12 protein-coding genes are annotated in these 17,140 nt (G+C 59.2%); 8 read left to right on the forward strand and 4 right to left on the reverse strand.

What is annotated here, in order from left to right:
• Window positions 1-752 precede the first annotated feature (752 nt).
• From AWB69_RS06855 to nadC, 3 genes are all read right to left on the reverse strand, one after another.
• Entirely contained in the window at window positions 753-2,060 is a 1,308-nt protein-coding gene (locus tag AWB69_RS06855; protein ID WP_197500188.1) for an MFS transporter, read from the reverse strand.
• A gap of 146 nt (window positions 2,061-2,206) precedes the next feature.
• Complete coding sequence (gene phnN / locus AWB69_RS06860) at window positions 2,207-4,012, reverse strand: phosphonate metabolism protein/1,5-bisphosphokinase (PRPP-forming) PhnN (protein ID WP_063977760.1); 1,806 nt, start codon at window positions 4,010-4,012, stop codon at window positions 2,207-2,209.
• Between the two features lie 7 nt (window positions 4,013-4,019).
• Complete coding sequence (gene nadC, locus AWB69_RS06865; protein ID WP_062083571.1) at window positions 4,020-4,856, reverse strand: carboxylating nicotinate-nucleotide diphosphorylase; 837 nt, start codon at window positions 4,854-4,856, stop codon at window positions 4,020-4,022.
• 846 nt (window positions 4,857-5,702) lie between these two features.
• Here nadC and AWB69_RS06870 point away from each other — a divergent pair.
• A complete protein-coding gene (locus AWB69_RS06870; RefSeq protein ID WP_062083573.1) occupies window positions 5,703-7,250 on the forward strand; it encodes a methyl-accepting chemotaxis protein in 1,548 nt (515 codons plus the stop codon).
• A 144-nt stretch (window positions 7,251-7,394) separates the two neighbouring features.
• Here the strand turns inward: AWB69_RS06870 and AWB69_RS06875 are convergent, their stop codons facing one another.
• Window positions 7,395-8,363 (reverse strand): LysR substrate-binding domain-containing protein, encoded by a 969-nt coding sequence (locus tag AWB69_RS06875; protein WP_062083575.1) that lies wholly within the window; start codon window positions 8,361-8,363, stop codon window positions 7,395-7,397.
• 247 nt (window positions 8,364-8,610) lie between these two features.
• On the opposite strand from AWB69_RS06875, the gene AWB69_RS06880 reads away from it, so the two are divergent.
• From AWB69_RS06880 to AWB69_RS06910, 7 genes are all read left to right on the forward strand, one after another.
• The gene (locus AWB69_RS06880; RefSeq protein ID WP_062083737.1) at window positions 8,611-10,656 is read left to right on the forward strand and encodes an oxidoreductase; all 2,046 of its coding nucleotides are present in this window, start codon (window positions 8,611-8,613) and stop codon (window positions 10,654-10,656) included.
• A 649-nt stretch (window positions 10,657-11,305) separates the two neighbouring features.
• Window positions 11,306-12,439 (forward strand): porin, encoded by a 1,134-nt coding sequence (locus AWB69_RS06885; RefSeq protein WP_062083577.1) that lies wholly within the window; start codon window positions 11,306-11,308, stop codon window positions 12,437-12,439.
• 87 nt (window positions 12,440-12,526) lie between these two features.
• Window positions 12,527-13,714: an ABC transporter substrate-binding protein gene (locus AWB69_RS06890; protein WP_407923018.1), complete on the forward strand. Its 1,188-nt coding sequence runs from the start codon at window positions 12,527-12,529 to the stop codon at window positions 13,712-13,714.
• A 22-nt stretch (window positions 13,715-13,736) separates the two neighbouring features.
• Window positions 13,737-14,612 (forward strand): branched-chain amino acid ABC transporter permease, encoded by an 876-nt coding sequence (locus AWB69_RS06895; RefSeq protein ID WP_062083580.1) that lies wholly within the window; start codon window positions 13,737-13,739, stop codon window positions 14,610-14,612.
• A complete protein-coding gene (locus tag AWB69_RS06900) occupies window positions 14,609-15,637 on the forward strand; it encodes a branched-chain amino acid ABC transporter permease (protein WP_062083582.1) in 1,029 nt (342 codons plus the stop codon). Before AWB69_RS06895 ends, AWB69_RS06900 begins: the two co-directional genes overlap by 4 nt.
• Complete coding sequence (locus AWB69_RS06905; protein ID WP_062083584.1) at window positions 15,634-16,404, forward strand: ABC transporter ATP-binding protein; 771 nt, start codon at window positions 15,634-15,636, stop codon at window positions 16,402-16,404. Before AWB69_RS06900 ends, AWB69_RS06905 begins: the two co-directional genes overlap by 4 nt.
• A complete protein-coding gene (locus AWB69_RS06910; protein WP_062083586.1) occupies window positions 16,394-17,140 on the forward strand; it encodes an ABC transporter ATP-binding protein in 747 nt (248 codons plus the stop codon). The genes AWB69_RS06905 and AWB69_RS06910 overlap by 11 nt, the downstream gene beginning before the upstream one ends.

A 17,140-nucleotide genomic window follows, 5' to 3' on the forward strand; every position in this document is an offset into this window, starting at 1 on the left:
GCCGAATTGATCTTGACGAAGCATCGAGTTGCTGAAGAGGTCAAGTCCTGATCGATCGCGTGCGCGGTTCAGGTACTAAAGAAGTGCTCATGCTAGTGATGCATTGCTGCGACGACCATGAGATGGAACGGAAGCACGAGCAGCGCCGTCCCGACGAATCCGAGCAGCCACAATGCAACGAACCATAACAGGTTTTTGCGAAACGTTTTACCGGGCTCAGGGCTTTCTGACGACACGGCAGTCCTCCTCCCTACAGGTCAGTGATGCTGGCCCCGGTTGATTTTCTTCTACTGATCGTTCGTCGACGAGCCGCGTGTGTCACCGGCTAACCACCTTGCTGCGACGTCCAGGTTCATGAAGGTCGCTGCCTGGCACTGTTGCGAAAGTATCCATCCGTAGAACATAGACCGCTAGGGCAAACAGCGCCAGATCTGAGCCTCCGATTCGAGCTATCGGTTCACGTATCAGTGTAAGGCAGCCAAACGCAGTAAGCACGATTTCCTGTCTTAGGACTTTGAGTTATGAATGCACGTCGGATCATTTCCACATGACATAGTGAATATCCGCCACTCGGCGACGCCGGCCTATGACGCCCGGAGGAGATGCCATTCGGCCGCTGCCATTTCCGCCACACGCACCGCGGTTTCCGGTGGGGTTCCATCTTCCAGATGCCACGCGGCGGACGGGCCGGCCCAGGCGAGGACCCACATGAGCAGCCGTTGGCGCCGGTCAACCCCCGGGGTAACAGAAGATCAAGGACTCACTTCGTCTGAAGTCAGATCCCTGGTGCTTGCTACCTGCTGGAAACGCTCGTTTGACAGGCCGGCAACGCTAGCTGGCTGGGGGGCAAAGAGCGGCTTCTCGGGATGCACAAACAACCAGAGCACCGTGCCTACCGCCGCCGCCAGTGCGATGACCACCAGAGCGCTGCCCCAGTTCCCGGTGAGCTTCACCATGAAAGCGACGGCGACGGGTCCCGCGACATTCGATGCAGCTCCCCACAGGTTAGTCCAGCCAGACATCACGCCGGTAAAATCCCGCGCCAGGTCTTGAGCAGCCGACCAGACGACGACTTGCACAAAACCCACCGCAGCGAAAGACAGGCACAGGAAACCTACGACCGCCACAATATTGACAGCCCATGAAGCCAGACAGAGGGCAAGGGCGCTGACCAGAAATCCCACCATGGCGACCGGGGCGCGAGCGGCCCAGACCGATTGAGTGCGCTTCAATATCCTGTCGCATACGATCCCCGCCACGAACACCGCCACGAACACGGCGATCCATGGAAGCGATGCCGCAAAGCCCATGGACTTGAGAGAAAGTCCACGTGCACGCATGAGGTAGGTCGGCAACCAGGTCGTGTAGAAACTCTGGATCAGGACCAACAGAAAATACTGGATGCCGAAAAGCCAGAACCGCGGATGCCGGAGACACTTCAAAAATACCCCTTTGGCGACCGCCTCTGCTTCCGATTGTCCCGCGGCAATATACGTCGCTTCCTCAGCCGTGATCAGAGGATGTTGCGCAGGAACATCGCGATAACCGAACCACCATGCGATTCCCAGGACGAGGCCTATCGCGCCGAACACATAGAAGACGGAGTGCCAGCCGAACTGCAAAATCATCCACGCGGTAAGAGGCGCGGAAATGATGGGGCCGAGATAGAGCCCGCCCAGGAGAAAGGAATTTCCCTTCGCGCGTTCACTCTTTGGGAACCAGCGTTTCACCGCAAGCACGCCGCTTGACCAGTCGGCAGATTGCGCACCCCCGAGCAGGGCGCGGCAGCCAACGAGCCAGTTAAACCCCACGCCGAACGGCGTCACTATCATCATCAGGGACCAAAGAGCACTCGTTCCAAAAAGGACTTTCCGGGACCCATGTCGCTCTGCCAGTCTGCCGGCGGGGATCTGTCCCAAAGCGTACGTCCAGAAATAGACGGTCAGGATCACCGACATCTCGACCAGCGACAGACCCAGCTCCTTCTGGATCGTGGGTGCCGCGATCGTCATCGCCGCGCGGTCCAGCGTCATGACGAAGGTGATGGGAGCGATCAGCAACGAAACAATCCCCCACCGTAAATTGCCGCTTCTTTTGGGCATTCTCACTACTCCAAGGATAATTAACTACGCGTTTTTTTTGGAATCACTGCTACCGGTGCGGCCCTGCCAATCGCTTGCCAATCGTCATTCATCATTCGTCATGTTTAAGACGAGGGGAGCGGCGCGCTATTCATGCTTTCAATGCAGATGTCATGCGTGCGTGTTGTTTGTGCCATCAAAGCCGCTGCTGAGACAAGCTCTTCCTCTGCGCCGTAGATATGGAACAGTCCGTCCCCGGGTGCGACGTGCTGGCCTGGCGTCGCGAGAAGGTCTACGCCGGCGCTCAGGTCCGTTGGCGCACCTGCTTTTCGGGCGATTCCGGCGATGGCCCAACCATCAATGCCTGCGACGACGCCGCCCTCCTGTGCCACCACCGTTCGTACAAACCTGCCTTGGGAAACCGGCGGTTCTCGCCGGCCCTGACTATCGACAATGCGCTCGAATGCAGTTCGGGCGAGGCCGGAAGAAAGCAATGACTCCGCGGTCTGCCGGCCCTTGGAAACCGTGCGGACGTCCGGCGCCCAGGCAAGAATTTCTGCCGCGAAACGGAGCGCTTTTTCCCGCAGGTCGGCGGGTGCATCCGGGTCGTTATCCAGGACCAGCTTAATGTCCCGTACCTCGAGCGCAGGCCCGATGCCACGCCCGATAGGGCTGCTGCCGTCGGTGACCATCGCCTTTACGTGCAACCCCAGGGCCGCCGCGACATACTCAAAAAGATCACCCAAGGTGCGTGCTTCGAGCTCGTCCTTCAGCTTGGCGTGCGGGCCGTAAGGAAGATCGATGATGACGTGGGTGGATCCTGCCGACCACTTCTTGGACAAGATGGATGCAACGGACCAGCGGTTTGAATCGAGACCCAGCGGTCTGGTAAAAGCATTGATCCGGTCGTCGATCAACGAATGATTCAACCGGCCGTTCCACGCAATACACGCGCGTGCCTGACCGACGCAATGACGTACCTCTGCGCTTGTGAGATCAACGCGTGCGACCGTTTCCATTGCATCGGCGGTACCTGCGGCAGAGGTGATTGCCCTTGATGACGTCTTGGGCATTGCAAGCCCGAACGCCGCCACAATGGGTACTACGATCAACGTGATCCGGCTGCCGGGGACACCTCCCATCGAATGCTTGTCAACGAGTATCGGCTCGTCCCATTCGATCCGCGGCGTCAGCTTGCATCGCACCTTTGCCAGCGCGAGCACTTCGGCGTCGGACAGGTTTTGCGACGCGTGCAAAAGGAACGCGTTGATATCCCGGTCCGAATAACGCAGTGCAAGAATGTCGTCCAGCACGGCGCCATATTGAGCTTCGTTCAGGGCGTCGCCGGCGATCTTTGCCTTCAGGGCGCGCATGCTCGGCGGAGCAGGCTGCGTGGCGCGCTGAAGTGCTTCGACGAAACGTTTTATCCCTTGCTCAAGCGTTCCGTCGTTCAGTACCTTCAAGACCTCGACGTCAGCCGAGGTTGGTTCAACCTGACGCATCACGCGTTTTGCAACCTCGTCCGGGGTTTCGCGGCCTCGTGCGAGAATTCTTGTGGCAAGCACAGAGGCGGGCGCGCTCACCTCGACTACTACCAGTCGCGGTACGCGAGTTGAAAGCATATCGATCATTGCCCGCGACCCATTCGCGACCACGTGACGCCCTTGCGAAAGGGCGTCGAGGAGGTCATGGCGCAAACCGTACCTCAACCCGTGGGCCGACCAGGTAATCAGGAATCCTCCTTGCTCCTCCAGCCGGGCGAACCCGGTTTCATCAAGCGCTTCGTGATCTTCGCCCGGCGAACCATGAGGCCGGGTAACCACCCGGCGTGCAAAGACGAAATCACCGAGAACATCACGGGCTCCGTCAATAAGCGAGTCTTTGCCGGCGCCGCTCGGGCCGACCACAAAAAAGAAGATTCCGTCGGACATGAGCTTATTACTCCGCCTCGTCCAGACCGATATCAACGCACACGGAAGCCTGGTTTATCTTGCTCGTGGAGATGTAGTCGACGCCCGTTCTGGATATTGCCCCGATCGTTGCGAGGTTGATACCGCCAGACGCCTCAAGCTTCGTGCGGCCATTGACAAGCTCCACGGCCTTCGTCATTTCTTCCACGGACATGTTGTCGAGCATGATGACGTCGACGCCCGCTTCCAGCGCCTCTTCGACCTGCTCGATGCGATCGCATTCCACTTCGAGCTTCGTCAACACCGGCAATTGGCGGCGCGCACGCTGCACAGCCTTCGTGATCCCGCCGCACACTGCAATGTGGTTGTCCTTGATCATCACGCCGTTATCGAGTCCGAGGCGGTGGTTCAAGCCCCCGCCGCAGGTCACCGCATGCTTCTCGAGCATCCGCAGACCCGGTGTGGTCTTGCGGGTGTCAATCAATCGTGCACGCGTTCCGGCGACCGCCTTGACATACTCCGCGGTGAGGTTGGCAATACCGGACATGCGCTGGACGATGTTGAGCGCGGTTCGCTCAGCGGTCAGTACGCTCCGCGCATTTCCCCGTACATCAAGGAGTACGGCGCCTTTCTTTACATGGTCACCGTCCTTGACGCGCACCACCACTTCGAGCGTTGGATCATAGCGCTTGAACACCCGGGCCGCGACGTCAACACCCGCCACGATCAGGTCCTCGCGTGCATTCATGAAGAATGCTCCGGTCTCGTTCGCTTCAATCATGACCTGCGCGGTGAGGTCACAGTATCCAATGTCCTCGGTCAGCCACATGTCAATCAGGCGATCTGTTTGAAATACGTCGTACATGTCAATCTCCAAAGGTGTAAAAAAAACAACTGTTTCTGCTGGTTGGGTCCTGACGCCAGGACGCACGGTCAGTCTTTTTTGATCGGCAAGGGATCAGAAGAAATGCCCCTCAAGTCGAACGTTTACAAAATGTCGGACTACGAAATAGATGAGATCTGAAACGCAATAATGAAAGCTGTCTATGTAGTCTTGGTTCTCGCCTTCGATTACAGCGTCCACGCTCAAAAGCCAAGCCAGGCCCGGACGCGGGGCAGGTTGAAACGATCGCGGCGGCCGTAACGAGGCCAAGGCTCGCCCGAACCGGCGCCTCGCGTTTTCGCCGAAAGCCACTGGTCAATATTTGAAAGCGGCACACCTGGCGCCATTCGTTCGAGATCCCGTTCCCACAGCATGGGCGGGCCGTGGCAACGGCTGCGGAATCTGCCCGATACGCAAGACCTTGGTCATCTTCTCGACTCCTCCACAGCGTGGCGTCAGGTTGCGGTTGATTTCCAAAAGTCTAGTGTTCACATTATAATTTGGCAAGATATCTAAGAATATTTTTGTTGGTGCACGCGTGCTTTGATTTGGTGAAAACCCCTATTAAGTGCCTCATTTAAGGGAATACCCGATATAAAATCGCGTGCGTGAAAATGACCTTTGCCGGGGAAAATTAAATGTGTACGTTGAATTTGATCTCATTTGACCGGCCAGGTCAGCAACTGTTGGCGAGCGCCGGACATGGCGGGAAAAACGCGCCCTGCAGCAGGGCAGGTATCTGCTAAACACGCAGGTACGCGGCGAGAACTATCAAGTATCCGAATTTTGTGCCGTACACCGGTTAATACATAACTCTATAAAGACCTCATGAAGCGCCTTACATTTCAGCAACAGTTGTGGATTCCTTTGGCACTCTCCCTGGTTTGCCTGATCTCTGTGGCGGGCTTCGGGGCATACCAGACTCGCGAGGTCCGCCTTGAAGAAAGGCAGCATTCATTGAAGGATGCCGGAGACATTGCGATGAGCATTACGCGCCGTTACGCGGCACTGGCCGCCGACGGAACCTTATCGACGCCTGATGCGAAGAAGCAGGCACTCGCGCAATTGCGGGCGATCCGTTATGGCACTGACGGATACGTATCCATCGTCGATTCAGACTGCCATGCTGTCATGAACCCTTCGAAGCCGGAAACCGAGGGTAAGTACTTCGGTGACTATCAGGATTCAAACGGGAAGTACGTGTATCGCGCGATGGCGGAGATCGCGAAGGGATCCGGCGATGGGTTTGTTGACTATGCGACCCCCCGGCTTGGTTCGAAGGAGCCCGTGCGAAAACGCAGTCATATTGCCACTTATAAACCATGGGATTGGTCGTTCGTGACGGGCGCCTACCTGGACGACATTGACGAGGCGTTCAACGCGTCGCTGCGTCAGCTGGTCGTGCTCGTCGCAATCATCGCGGCCATGCTGTCCAGTGTCGTGTATCTCGTGAACCGCAGGCTTAATCGTTCGCTGGGCGGCTCACCGGAGTACGCGGCCGAAGTCGTGCGAGCCACAGCGGGGGGTAACCTCGCGCAACACATTGACCTGCAAGCGGGGGATCGAGGCAGCCTCCTGTTCAAGCTTCAGGAGATGCAGGCGCAACTGCGCCAGGCGGTGGTCGCGATCATAGGCGCGGCGAAATCGATTGGAACGTCGACCGATGAGATATCGTCCGGCAACGCGGATCTCTCAAGGAGAACCGAGGAGCAGGCCGCCTCGTTGGAAGAGACCGCGGCAAGCATGGAGCAGCTTACGTCAGCGGTGAGACAGAATGCCGACAATGCGCGGCAAGCATCACAACTCGCCGGCGACGCCTTCTCTATTGCCAATCGCGGCAACGACGTCGTGTCGGAAGTCGTCGCGACAATGGATGAGATCACCGACAGTACGAAGCAGATTGGAGAGATCCTTGGGATGATCGAAGGGATCGCTTTCCAAACCAATATCCTTGCGCTCAATGCGGCTGTCGAGGCCGCGCGGGCCGGCGAGCACGGGAGAGGATTCGCCGTTGTTGCATCTGAAGTCCGGAATCTGGCACAGCGTTCCTCGACAGCATCGAAAGACATCAAGAGACTGATCGAGCATTCGAATGGCCGCGTTCAGAGCGGCGCCACGCTCGTTGACAACGCCGGCCAGTGCATGAAGGAGATACTGGTTTCGGTTCAACGGGTGACCGCGATCATGAAGGAGATCGCCTCGGCCTCCGAGGAGCAAAGCGACGGGATCGAACAAGTCAATCGGGCCGTTACCCAGATGGACGAAGTAACGCAGCGAAACGCGGCGCTTGTGGAGCAGGCAGCAGCTGCAGCAGTGTCAATGCGCGAGCAAGCCCATGGGCTTGTGGAGAGTGTGGCTGCTTTCCAGGTGACCTGAGCTTACGTTCCTGCCTGCGGTTTTGCCGCAACAAGCATTGCGTTAATTTCGCGGCATTGTTGCAGGGGCGTCGGCGAGCTTGCCCGCGGTTTTTAGCGGGTAGCTATGCATGCCCTGACGCGATGGGCAACTCCCCCTTTCTGTCTATGCCGTGCCGGGTTGATGAAGCGGTTCCGGCTTCGCCAACACCGGATACATTCGCGCGACCTCCTGAAGGTCAGCCTCCATCTCGGCTACCAGCCACTCCTTAACCTGTTCCACTTGCGGCCGTGTAGGCCGTTGACTGCTGATCAACTCATACTGACGGCCCGTGGTGACAACGTGCCGGGAAGCCGGAACCAACTGACCGGTTCGTAATGCACAGGACACGCCGGATACCCAGCCCAGCGCAACGCCACGGCCAATCATTGCGGTCTGGAGCACCAGCGCATAGTCGGAGAAACTGAGCGGGTCCCCGGGCGCCGTGCCAACAATGCTGACGCGGTTGAGGAAGTCCTCCCAGTTGATCGTGGTCGGCACCAGCTCGATAAGGGTGTGCTGCGGCAGATCACGTGCGTGGTCGATTGGTCCATGACTCTCGAGATAGGTGGCGCTACAGACCGGGATGATGACCTCCGGGGTGAAGGTCCAGCCTTGCTGGGATTTGCGCCGCTGGTCAGCCGGGCGCAATGCAAGATCGGCTTCATCCGCATTCCCTTGCAGCACGCCGCTGATGACATGAAAGCGTAGGCTGATTTCGGGGAATGCGTTTTGGAAGCGTTGATATCTGGGCATCAGCCAATACGCAATGAAAGCGCTGGAGAGCGACAGGGTGACTGTCTGCGTGCGCTGCTGCCGCTGTTTGATGTCGGACACGGAGCGTTTGATATACCCGAAGCCCTCATTCACGCCGCGTTCGAGCAATAGCCCGTCGTCAGTCAGCACAAGCCCGGCGCGCGAACGCACGAACAACTGAGTGCCCAATGCTTTCTCCAGTCTCACGATCATTCGACTGACTGCCACCTGCGTCACGTTCAGCTCATTCGCCGCCCGCGTAATGCTTTTCTCCCTGGCGACTACCTCGAACACCACCAGCGAATTCATTGAAGAACCGAAGTTGCGAAGGATATCCATAACATTATGTTGGGTTGGAAAGAGCAAATGTCATTTGACGGAATTTAATGCGCTGCTTATGTTCTGGCTATCAAAACACGGGTGTCGCCGGTGTTGATAACCATAACATTCTGTCTGAGTTTGACGCATGGAAGCAACCGGAAACGGTGTCGCTCAGCGGCGTCAGTTTCCGCGCAGATGGCGCGGCCACATCGCTGAATGCCTGCCAACGTATGAATTTCCCAATCTAACGGTAAAGGTACGTTCGATGAACCTTCCTCCACGGAGCCATGACCCGCTGCTGCAGCCGCTGCGCATCCGACACCTGGTATTGAAGAACCGGATCATGAGCACGAGCCACGCGAGCGGTTTGACGGAAGATGGCTTGCCGCTTGAACGCTACCAGCGCTATCACGAAGAGAAGGCCATCGGTGGTATTGGACTGAGCATGTTTGGTGGCTCGTCGGTGGTGAGCCGCGACAGTTCCAACGTATTTGCGCAGATCGACCTGACTGACGACCGGATCATTCCCTGTTTCCAGGCGTTCTCCGAGCGGATGCATCGGCATGGCGCAGCGTTGATGTGCCAGCTTACCCACATGGGCCGGCGAGGAAGTCCATACGAGTCCGACTGGTTGTCGACAATCGCGCCGTCGCGGGTGCGCGAGACGCTGCATCGAAGTATTCCCCGCGAGATGGACCGCAGCGATATTAACCGGACTATCCGGGACTTCGGCCGTGCTGCCCGCCGTTGCAAGGAAGGGGGGCTCGACGGTATTGAAACACTGGCCGGGGGGCACTTGATCGGGCAGTTCCTGAGTCCGATGACTAACCGAAGGACCGATGAGTATGGCGGCTCCATCGAAAATCGTTGTCGTTTTGCACTGGAGGTTCACGAAGAGATCCGCCGGCAGGTGGGGAGTGACTTCATTGTTGGTATTCGCTACGTGATCAACGAAGCCCAGGAGGGTGGACTGACTTCCGCCGACGCACTGACGGCGGCCAGGATGCTGGAAGCGTCGGGCGCTATCGACTTCTTTAACGTGGTCTACGGGCGCATGGACACGGCCGCGGCGCTGGCTGACGACAACATGCCGACGATGTACGCCAAATCAGCTCCGTGGTTGTCCGCAGTGGCTTCGTTCAAACGCGAAGTGTCATTGCCGGTGTTCCACGCCGCGAAGATCGCCGACCTTGCCAGTGCACGTTACGCGGTATCGGAAAACATCCTCGACCTGGTTGGTATGACGCGTGCGCATATTGCAGATCCGCACATCGTCAGGAAGCTGATGCAGGGGGAAGAGGATCGTGTCCGGCCTTGTGTCGGCGCATCCTTTTGCCGGTCCCACCAATCCGCGTGTATTCACAACCCGTCGAGTGGGCGCGAGACCTGGATAGCACACGAGGTCGAACCGGCCGCCCGGACCGGCCGCAAGGTAGTGGTCATAGGAGGAGGGGTGGGCGGTCTCGAAGCCGCGCGCGTGGCCGCGCTACGAGGACATGATGTGGTGTTGTTCGAAGCGTCATCCAAGCTGGGCGGTCAGGTGCTGCTTGCGCACATGGGTAGCTGGCGCCACGACTTGATCGGGATTGTCGACTGGCGCGCGAACGAGCTAAGCCGTCTGCGCGTGGATGTCAGGACGGGCACCTATGCCGACGCTTCTTCGGTGCGAGATGAACACCCCGACGTGGTGATTGTCGCGACCGGCGGGATGCCTGATCTTGACGACTTGCCGGGAAATGAACACTGTATTTCGGCTTTCGATGCACTGACGATGCGTGTCCCCCTGTCGGGAAACGCGCTGGTCTACGACGGTACCGGCCGGCACGTGGCGGCGACATGCGCCGAGCGATATGCCCAGGCTGGCATTGAAGCGGACCTGGTTACGCTGGACCGCTGCTTTGGTAATGAACTGGACGGGCGGGGTGACGAGATTGGTTGGCAGCGTCGCTTGAATCAGTTGAAGGTTTCCTTGCGGCACGATTTGCGGCTCCAGCGCGTGGAGCGCCTGCAGGACAACAAACGCCGCGCCTGGTTCATGCACGAACTGACTTCAGAAGTGGTTTGCCTGGATGCGGATCACGTTGTAGTCGAACGAGGCATGATGCCCGTCGACGACCTTTTCCATGAGCTGCGCAGCGAGTCAGTGAACGATGGGAAAGCCGACCTGGATTGTCTTCTGCCCGGCAACGCCCAACCGTGGACGAAAGCAGAGGCTACCGACTATGAGCTCTACCGTATAGGCGACGCGGAATCGTCGCGAAACATTCATGCGGCGATCTTCGATGCTTTCCGGCTGGTGCGAACCCTGTAGCACGCTGCGTAGTTCGTCAGACTGATCAACTGGTAATGATTGGGATGCCGAATTATATAGACCAGAGGCCAACCCATTGCCGCCGGGTCCCAAGCAGACGGGAAAATCGCTCGCCGGCACACCAATCCCAGTCCCCAGAGGTTCGCCCGATCGCAGTTGTCGCGAGGCTGAGGCGCATGAGGCTGCTTATGTCAACGCTCCAACACAGCATGGCAGTCCGCTGCCGACACGCTTGCCGAGTGTTGCGGCCAACTCTCTACCGCTGTAGATCTCTCATTCATTGATGTGTATTTTTATGCGTTTACTTACTTACGCATTTTAAAAGCAGCAATATATCGCCTTAACTCAAAACTCTCGTATCGCCGCGAAAGAGCACTCGATAGTCCCTATCTCTGCCCATCAAGTCAGGAGAATGAAGGATTTGGGCATTTCTAATCTGTCCGATCGCAGGCGTAGCTGAATGCACTTTAATTACATTAATGATAACCATAGGCGTTAACACGCACTTTAAGTCCTTTTTATAATGCTATAAAGTGCATCTGCGGTTGGCGTTCCCTTTGGCGTTGCGTGGCGCTTCAGTCAGACACACGGCTAACGCCGGCACGGCCTTCGATCGATAGAAACACAAATACAAGATTTGGAGATGGCGATGAAATGGACGCATTTCGCAGCAGCGAGCTGTTGTGCGCTGAGCGCGTCGGCTTACGCACAAAGCAGTGTGACTTTGTACGGAATCCTTGATACCGGCGTTGAATATGTCTCGCATGCGAACGCGGCGGGTGACCATGTTGTCCGTATGCCTGGGATTACCGGCGAAATCCCCTCGCGCTGGGGCCTGCGTGGTGCCGAAGACCTGGGCGGTGGATATAAGGCGGTATTCGCTCTCGAAAGTGGTTTCAATACACGCGGTGGCGATTCGGGGCAGGGCGGGAGGTTGTTTGGACGTCAGGCCTGGGTGGGTATATCGAGCCCGTACGGTCAACTGTCTCTCGGTCGTCAATACACCATGACGTACTGGGCCATGGCGGATGCGGACATTCTCGGCCCGGACATCTACGGCAGCGGTTCGCTTGATTCATACCTGCCGAATGCCCGAAGCGATAACACCATCGGCTACAAGGGCACCTTCCACGGCCTGACCGTTGGCGCGACGTACTCGTTCGGGCGCGATGGTGCGGGCACCGGCAATTCACCGGGACAAGGCACGTGCGCTGGACAGGTTCCCGGCCAACCGACCGACTGCCGTCAATGGTCCGCCATGCTCAAGTACGACGCCTCGGTGTTTGGCGTTGCCGCCGCCTACGATGAACAGCGCGGAGGCGCGGCCGCCGCTGCCAATTTCTTCGACGGCGTCGCACCTTTCCCACTGACCAGCGGCGCGGATAAAGACTTACGCATGCAATTGAACGGATGGGCAAATATCTTCGGCGTGAAGATCGGTGGTGGCTGGGTGGGTCGCCACGTCGATACGGAGACGCCTGCCACGCCAAACGTGCATTCGAACCTGTTCTATCTCGGCGCGGCCTATGCGATCACGCCGGCGTTCACGCTGGACGGCGAGGTGTATCGGATCACCAACGCCCGGCAGGACGCCCGTGCCACGATGGGCACGCTGCGCGGCACGTATTCGCTCTCGAAGGCAACGGCGGTGTATCTGCAGGGCTCGTATCTGAGCAACAGCTCGCAGGGGCGGTACTCCCTCAGCTCGGGTGGCGGCGGCACCACGCCTCCCGCCGGAGCGAACCAGACCGGCTTGATGGCAGGTATTCGTCACGCGTTCTGAGTGCGCGCATCGAAGCGATTCAACAATAAAAAAACGGGGTGGAAGGCCGCCGCATTGCGCCACCCCGAAACCGTTTGGAGACCCCTCGTGATTTTCGATTCCGTGCCGACATTTCGTCTCGCGTTCGCTGCGCTCGCACTCGCGTGCGTGAGCGGCGCTGCTCAGGCTCAGGCCGCTTCCGCTGCGCCGCTCAAGGTCGGCGTGATGCTGCCGTTCACCGGCACCTATGCGCCGCTGGGCGTCGCGATTGAAAACGGCTTCAAGTTGTATGTGCAGCAGCAGGGCGGCCGTCTTGGTGGGCGCACGATCGACTATGTCCGTCTCGACGATGAATCCGACCCGTCGAAAGCCTCTGAAAATGCGAGCCGCCTGGTGAAGCGCGATCACGTCGACGTGCTGCTCGGGACGGTTCATTCTGGCGTTGCCATGGCAATGGCCAAAGTCGCCAAGGACACCAACACGCTGCTGATCGTGCCGAATGCGGGCGCGGACAGCGTGACCGGGCCGCTGTGCGCGCCGAACATCTTCCGCACGTCGTTTTCGAACTGGCAGCCGGCCTATGCGATGGGCAAGGTGGTTGCGTCGAAAGGCGCGAAGCGAGTGGTGACGCTGACGTGGAAATACGCGGCCGGTGAAGAATCGGTGCGGGGTTTCAAGGAAGCATTCGAAGCGGCGGGCGGCAAGGTTGTCGATGAGTTGACCGTGCCGTTCCCCAATGTCGAATTCCAGGCGCAGCTTACGCAGATCGCCGCTGAAAAACCTGATGCCGTGTATGTGTTTTTTGCGGGCGCGGGCGCCGTGAAGTTCGTGAAGGATTATGCCGCTGCCGGGCTCAAGGACAAGATCCCGCTGTACGGCGCGGGCTTCCTCACCGACGGCACGCTGGAAGCGCAGGGGGACGCCGCTCAAGGCTTGCTCACCACGCTCCACTATGCGGACGGGTTGACATCGGCACGCGACCAGGGCTTCCGGCTGGACTATGCGAAGACCTACAAGCTGCAGCCCGATGTCTACGCGGTGCAGGGCTACGACGCAGCGCAATTGCTGGCGGCGGGGCTCGTGGCAGTGAAGGGCGACATGAGCCAACGCGACGCCATGGTCCGCGCCATGGAGGAAGCGCAGGTGGATAGTCCGCGCGGGCCGTTCGTGATGTCGAAGGCGCACAACCCGGTTCAGGACATCTATTTGCGTCAGGTCAAGGGGCATGAGAACCGCGTGGTGCTCGTCGCGGCGAAAGGGCTGGCCGATCCCGCGCGCGGCTGCCGGATGAATTGAGCAGCAACGGGATATTCAAGCAATGACACTCGCGACATTCTTTGTGCAATGCCTGAACAGCATGCAGTACGGCTTGCTGTTGTTCCTGGTCGCGAGCGGTTTGACGCTCGTGTTCGGGATCATGGGCATCGTCAATCTGGCCCACGGCAGTTTCTACATGATCGGCGCGTACCTCGCGTATTCGCTGACCGCGCTGACCGGCAACCTGTTCGTCGCGCTCGCGCTCGGCCTCGTGCTGTCGCTAATCTTCGGCTACCTGCTGGAGTGGGTGTTCTTCAGTTTCCTGTACGAGCGCGATCACTTGCAGCAGGTGTTGATGACCTATGGACTGATTCTCGTGATCGAGGAACTGCGCAGCATCCTCATAGGCGACGATGTGCACGGGGTCGCCGTGCCCGCGTTCCTCGCAGGGTCGATCGCAATCGGCAACGACATGCTGTATCCGGTCTACCGGCTGTTTGTATCGGCGGCGTGTGTGATGCTTGCACTCGCTTTGTACTGGCTGATCCGCAAGACGCTCGTGGGCATGAAGATCCGCGCGGGCGCGTCGAATCGCGAGATGGCGCAGTCGCTTGGCATCGATATCGGTTTGCTGTACCGCGTGGTGTTTTCGTTGGGATTCGGGCTCGCGGTGATGTCCGGAATGTTGTTCGCGCCAGTGTCGACCGTCTATCCGGGCATGGGCGCGCAGATGCTGATTGTGTGTTTCCTGGTGGTCGTGATTGGCGGCATCGGGTCCATTACCGGCGCGTTCGTGGCGGCGTTGCTGATCGGTTTCGTCGATACCTTCGGCAAGGTGTTGTGGCAGGAAGGCGCGGGCATCGCGATCTATCTCCTGATGGCGGCGATCCTGCTGGTACGCCCCGCTGGATTACTTGGGGAGAGGGCCGCCCGATGACATTCTTCTCACGGCGACGCGCCTGGAGCGCCTCTAACTGGACCCTCTTCCTGCTCGCGCTGGCAGCCGCCCCGGCGATGCTGGATGGCGGCTTTGAACTCGAATTGCTATCGAAGGTGATGATCATGTCGATCTTCGCCGCGAGCCTGCAATTGCTCGTGGGTTGCACCGGCCTGGTCAGTCTCGGGCACGCGGCGTTCTTCGGTGTGGGCGCGTATGCCACTGTCCTCGTTGCACCGCAGGCGGGCGCTGCGAACCTTGTTGCAACGCTGGCGTTCGCAGGTGGTGTTGCGATGCTGTTCGCCGTGGTGATCGGCCTGCTCGTGCTGAGAACGCGTGGCATCTACTTGATCATGGTCACGCTGGCGTTCGCGCAGATGCTCTATTACGTGGTCCACGACGGCAAGGGTTTTGGTGGCAGCGACGGCACGTACCTGTACTTCAAGCCGGTCGTCGGCATGTTCGGTAAAACCTGGATCGACCTCGCCGATGGCCGCGCGTTCTATTGGGCCGTGCTTGCTGTGTTGGTCTTGACGCTCGGGGTGCTGTGGGTCGTCATGCGGTCACGTTTTGGACATGCGTTAGCAGGTATCCGGCATAACGAGCAACGCATGACGGCGTCTGGTTATCCGGTGTTTCTATACAAGCTCGCGAGCTTCGCAACAGGCGGCGCGCTGGCCGGTATCGCTGGTTCGCTATACGCATTCCAGTATGGCCTCGTTAATCCAGAACTGTTCTCGTGGCAACAGTCAGGCAACGTGCTGCTGATGGTGATACTTGGCGGCCCCGGTTTCGGCGGTGCAATTGCGGGCGCACTGGTGTTCGTGCTGCTCAGCGACTGGCTCTCGGAACTCACGAAACACTGGCAGCTCATTTTCGGCTTGCTGATCATTGTTTCAGTGGCGGTTCTGCCGCTTGGCCTGACCGGTGGTGTGGCCGCCTGCCACGCGGCTATCGAGCGGCTGTGCGCACGCAGACGAGGCGGCCCCGTCAAGGCCGCGCCGAAAGAGGAGCGCGCATTGTGACACTCGCTCGCTCTGAATTTACGTCGCTGCGTGCCTGCAACCTGACGCGTCGCTTCGGCGGCTTGACCGCTGTGAACGATGTGTCACTCGATGTTGACGTCGGCACCATCCATAGCGTGATCGGCACCAATGGCGCGGGCAAGTCCACGTTAATCAACCTGCTGTGCGGCGAGCTTACGCTCACGTCAGGCGACGTGCTGCTCAACGGTGCATCCATTGGCGGATGGTCGCAACAACGCCGCACGCGCGCGGGAGTGGGGCGGACCTATCAGCGCAACAACGTGTTCGCACCGCTCAGCGTAATGGAGAACTGCCGGCTCGCGGCACAAGCGCGCATGCCACGCGCCTGGCATCTGCATGAAACCGCCCAGCGCTGCGCGGCGAGCAATGAACTGGCCTCTGCCGCGCTCGAGCATGCGGGGCTTACGCACTGTGCCGTGCGCATTGCGGGAACGCTGTCGCATGGCCAGAAGCGGCAACTGGAAATCGCGATGTGTCTCGCCGGTGAGCCGACCATCCTGCTGCTTGATGAACCGCTCGCGGGCATGGGTCCGGAAGAGACGGCCCGCATGCTGGAACTGCTGCAGTCGCTGCGTGCTCAACACGCGATCCTGCTCGTCGAACACGATATGGACGCGGTGTTTGCCGTTTCCGATGTCGTCACGGTGATGGTCGACGGCGCAGTGATCGCGTCCGGAACCAGCGATGAGATACGCGCCAATCGCGCCGTGCAAAGCGCCTATCTGGGGACCGCCGATGTCGAATGAAACGCTCTCGCCTCAAGCGGTCTTGCGTCCGCCGCTGCTTGAATCGACCGGACTCAACGCGTGGTACGGCACGAGCCATGTGCTGCGCGGCGTCGACCTCATGATCCGCGAAGGCGAAACCGTTGCGCTGATGGGACGCAACGGCATGGGCAAGTCGACGCTATTACGTAGCGTGCTCGGCCATGTGAAGCGTCGCACAGGACGCGTGCAGATAGATGGCATCGATATGTCGACGGCCCGCGCGCATGCCATCGCGCGGCGCGGTCTGAGCTACGTGCCCGAGGGGCGTGGTGTATTTCCGAACTTGTCGGTGCGGGAAAACCTGCTGCTCGCGGGGCAGCCGGGCGTGGACGGCAAGCAGGCATGGACCTTCGAACGAGTACTCGATACGTTCCCGCGTTTGAAAGTGAGGTTATCAAACGGCGGTGCGCAGTTGTCGGGCGGCGAGCAGCAAATGCTGGCGATTGGCCGGGCATTGATGACCAATCCCGTGTGCCTGATTCTCGACGAAGCCACCGAGGGGCTTGCACCAAAAATCGTTCAAGAGATCTGGCAGGTGATCTCGACGGTGCGTGCAACGGGGATAGCCGCGATCATTGTCGACCGGAACTACCGGACCGTCCTCGAGCATGCAGACCGGGCCATCGTGCTTGAGAAGGGGCAGGTCGTGGTCGAAGCGGCAGCCGCCGATCTGCTGGCCGATAGCGCGCTGCAACATCGTTACTTAGGAGTGTAA

This window comes from Caballeronia udeis (assembly GCF_001544555.2).
Lineage (GTDB): Bacteria > Pseudomonadota > Gammaproteobacteria > Burkholderiales > Burkholderiaceae > Caballeronia > Caballeronia udeis.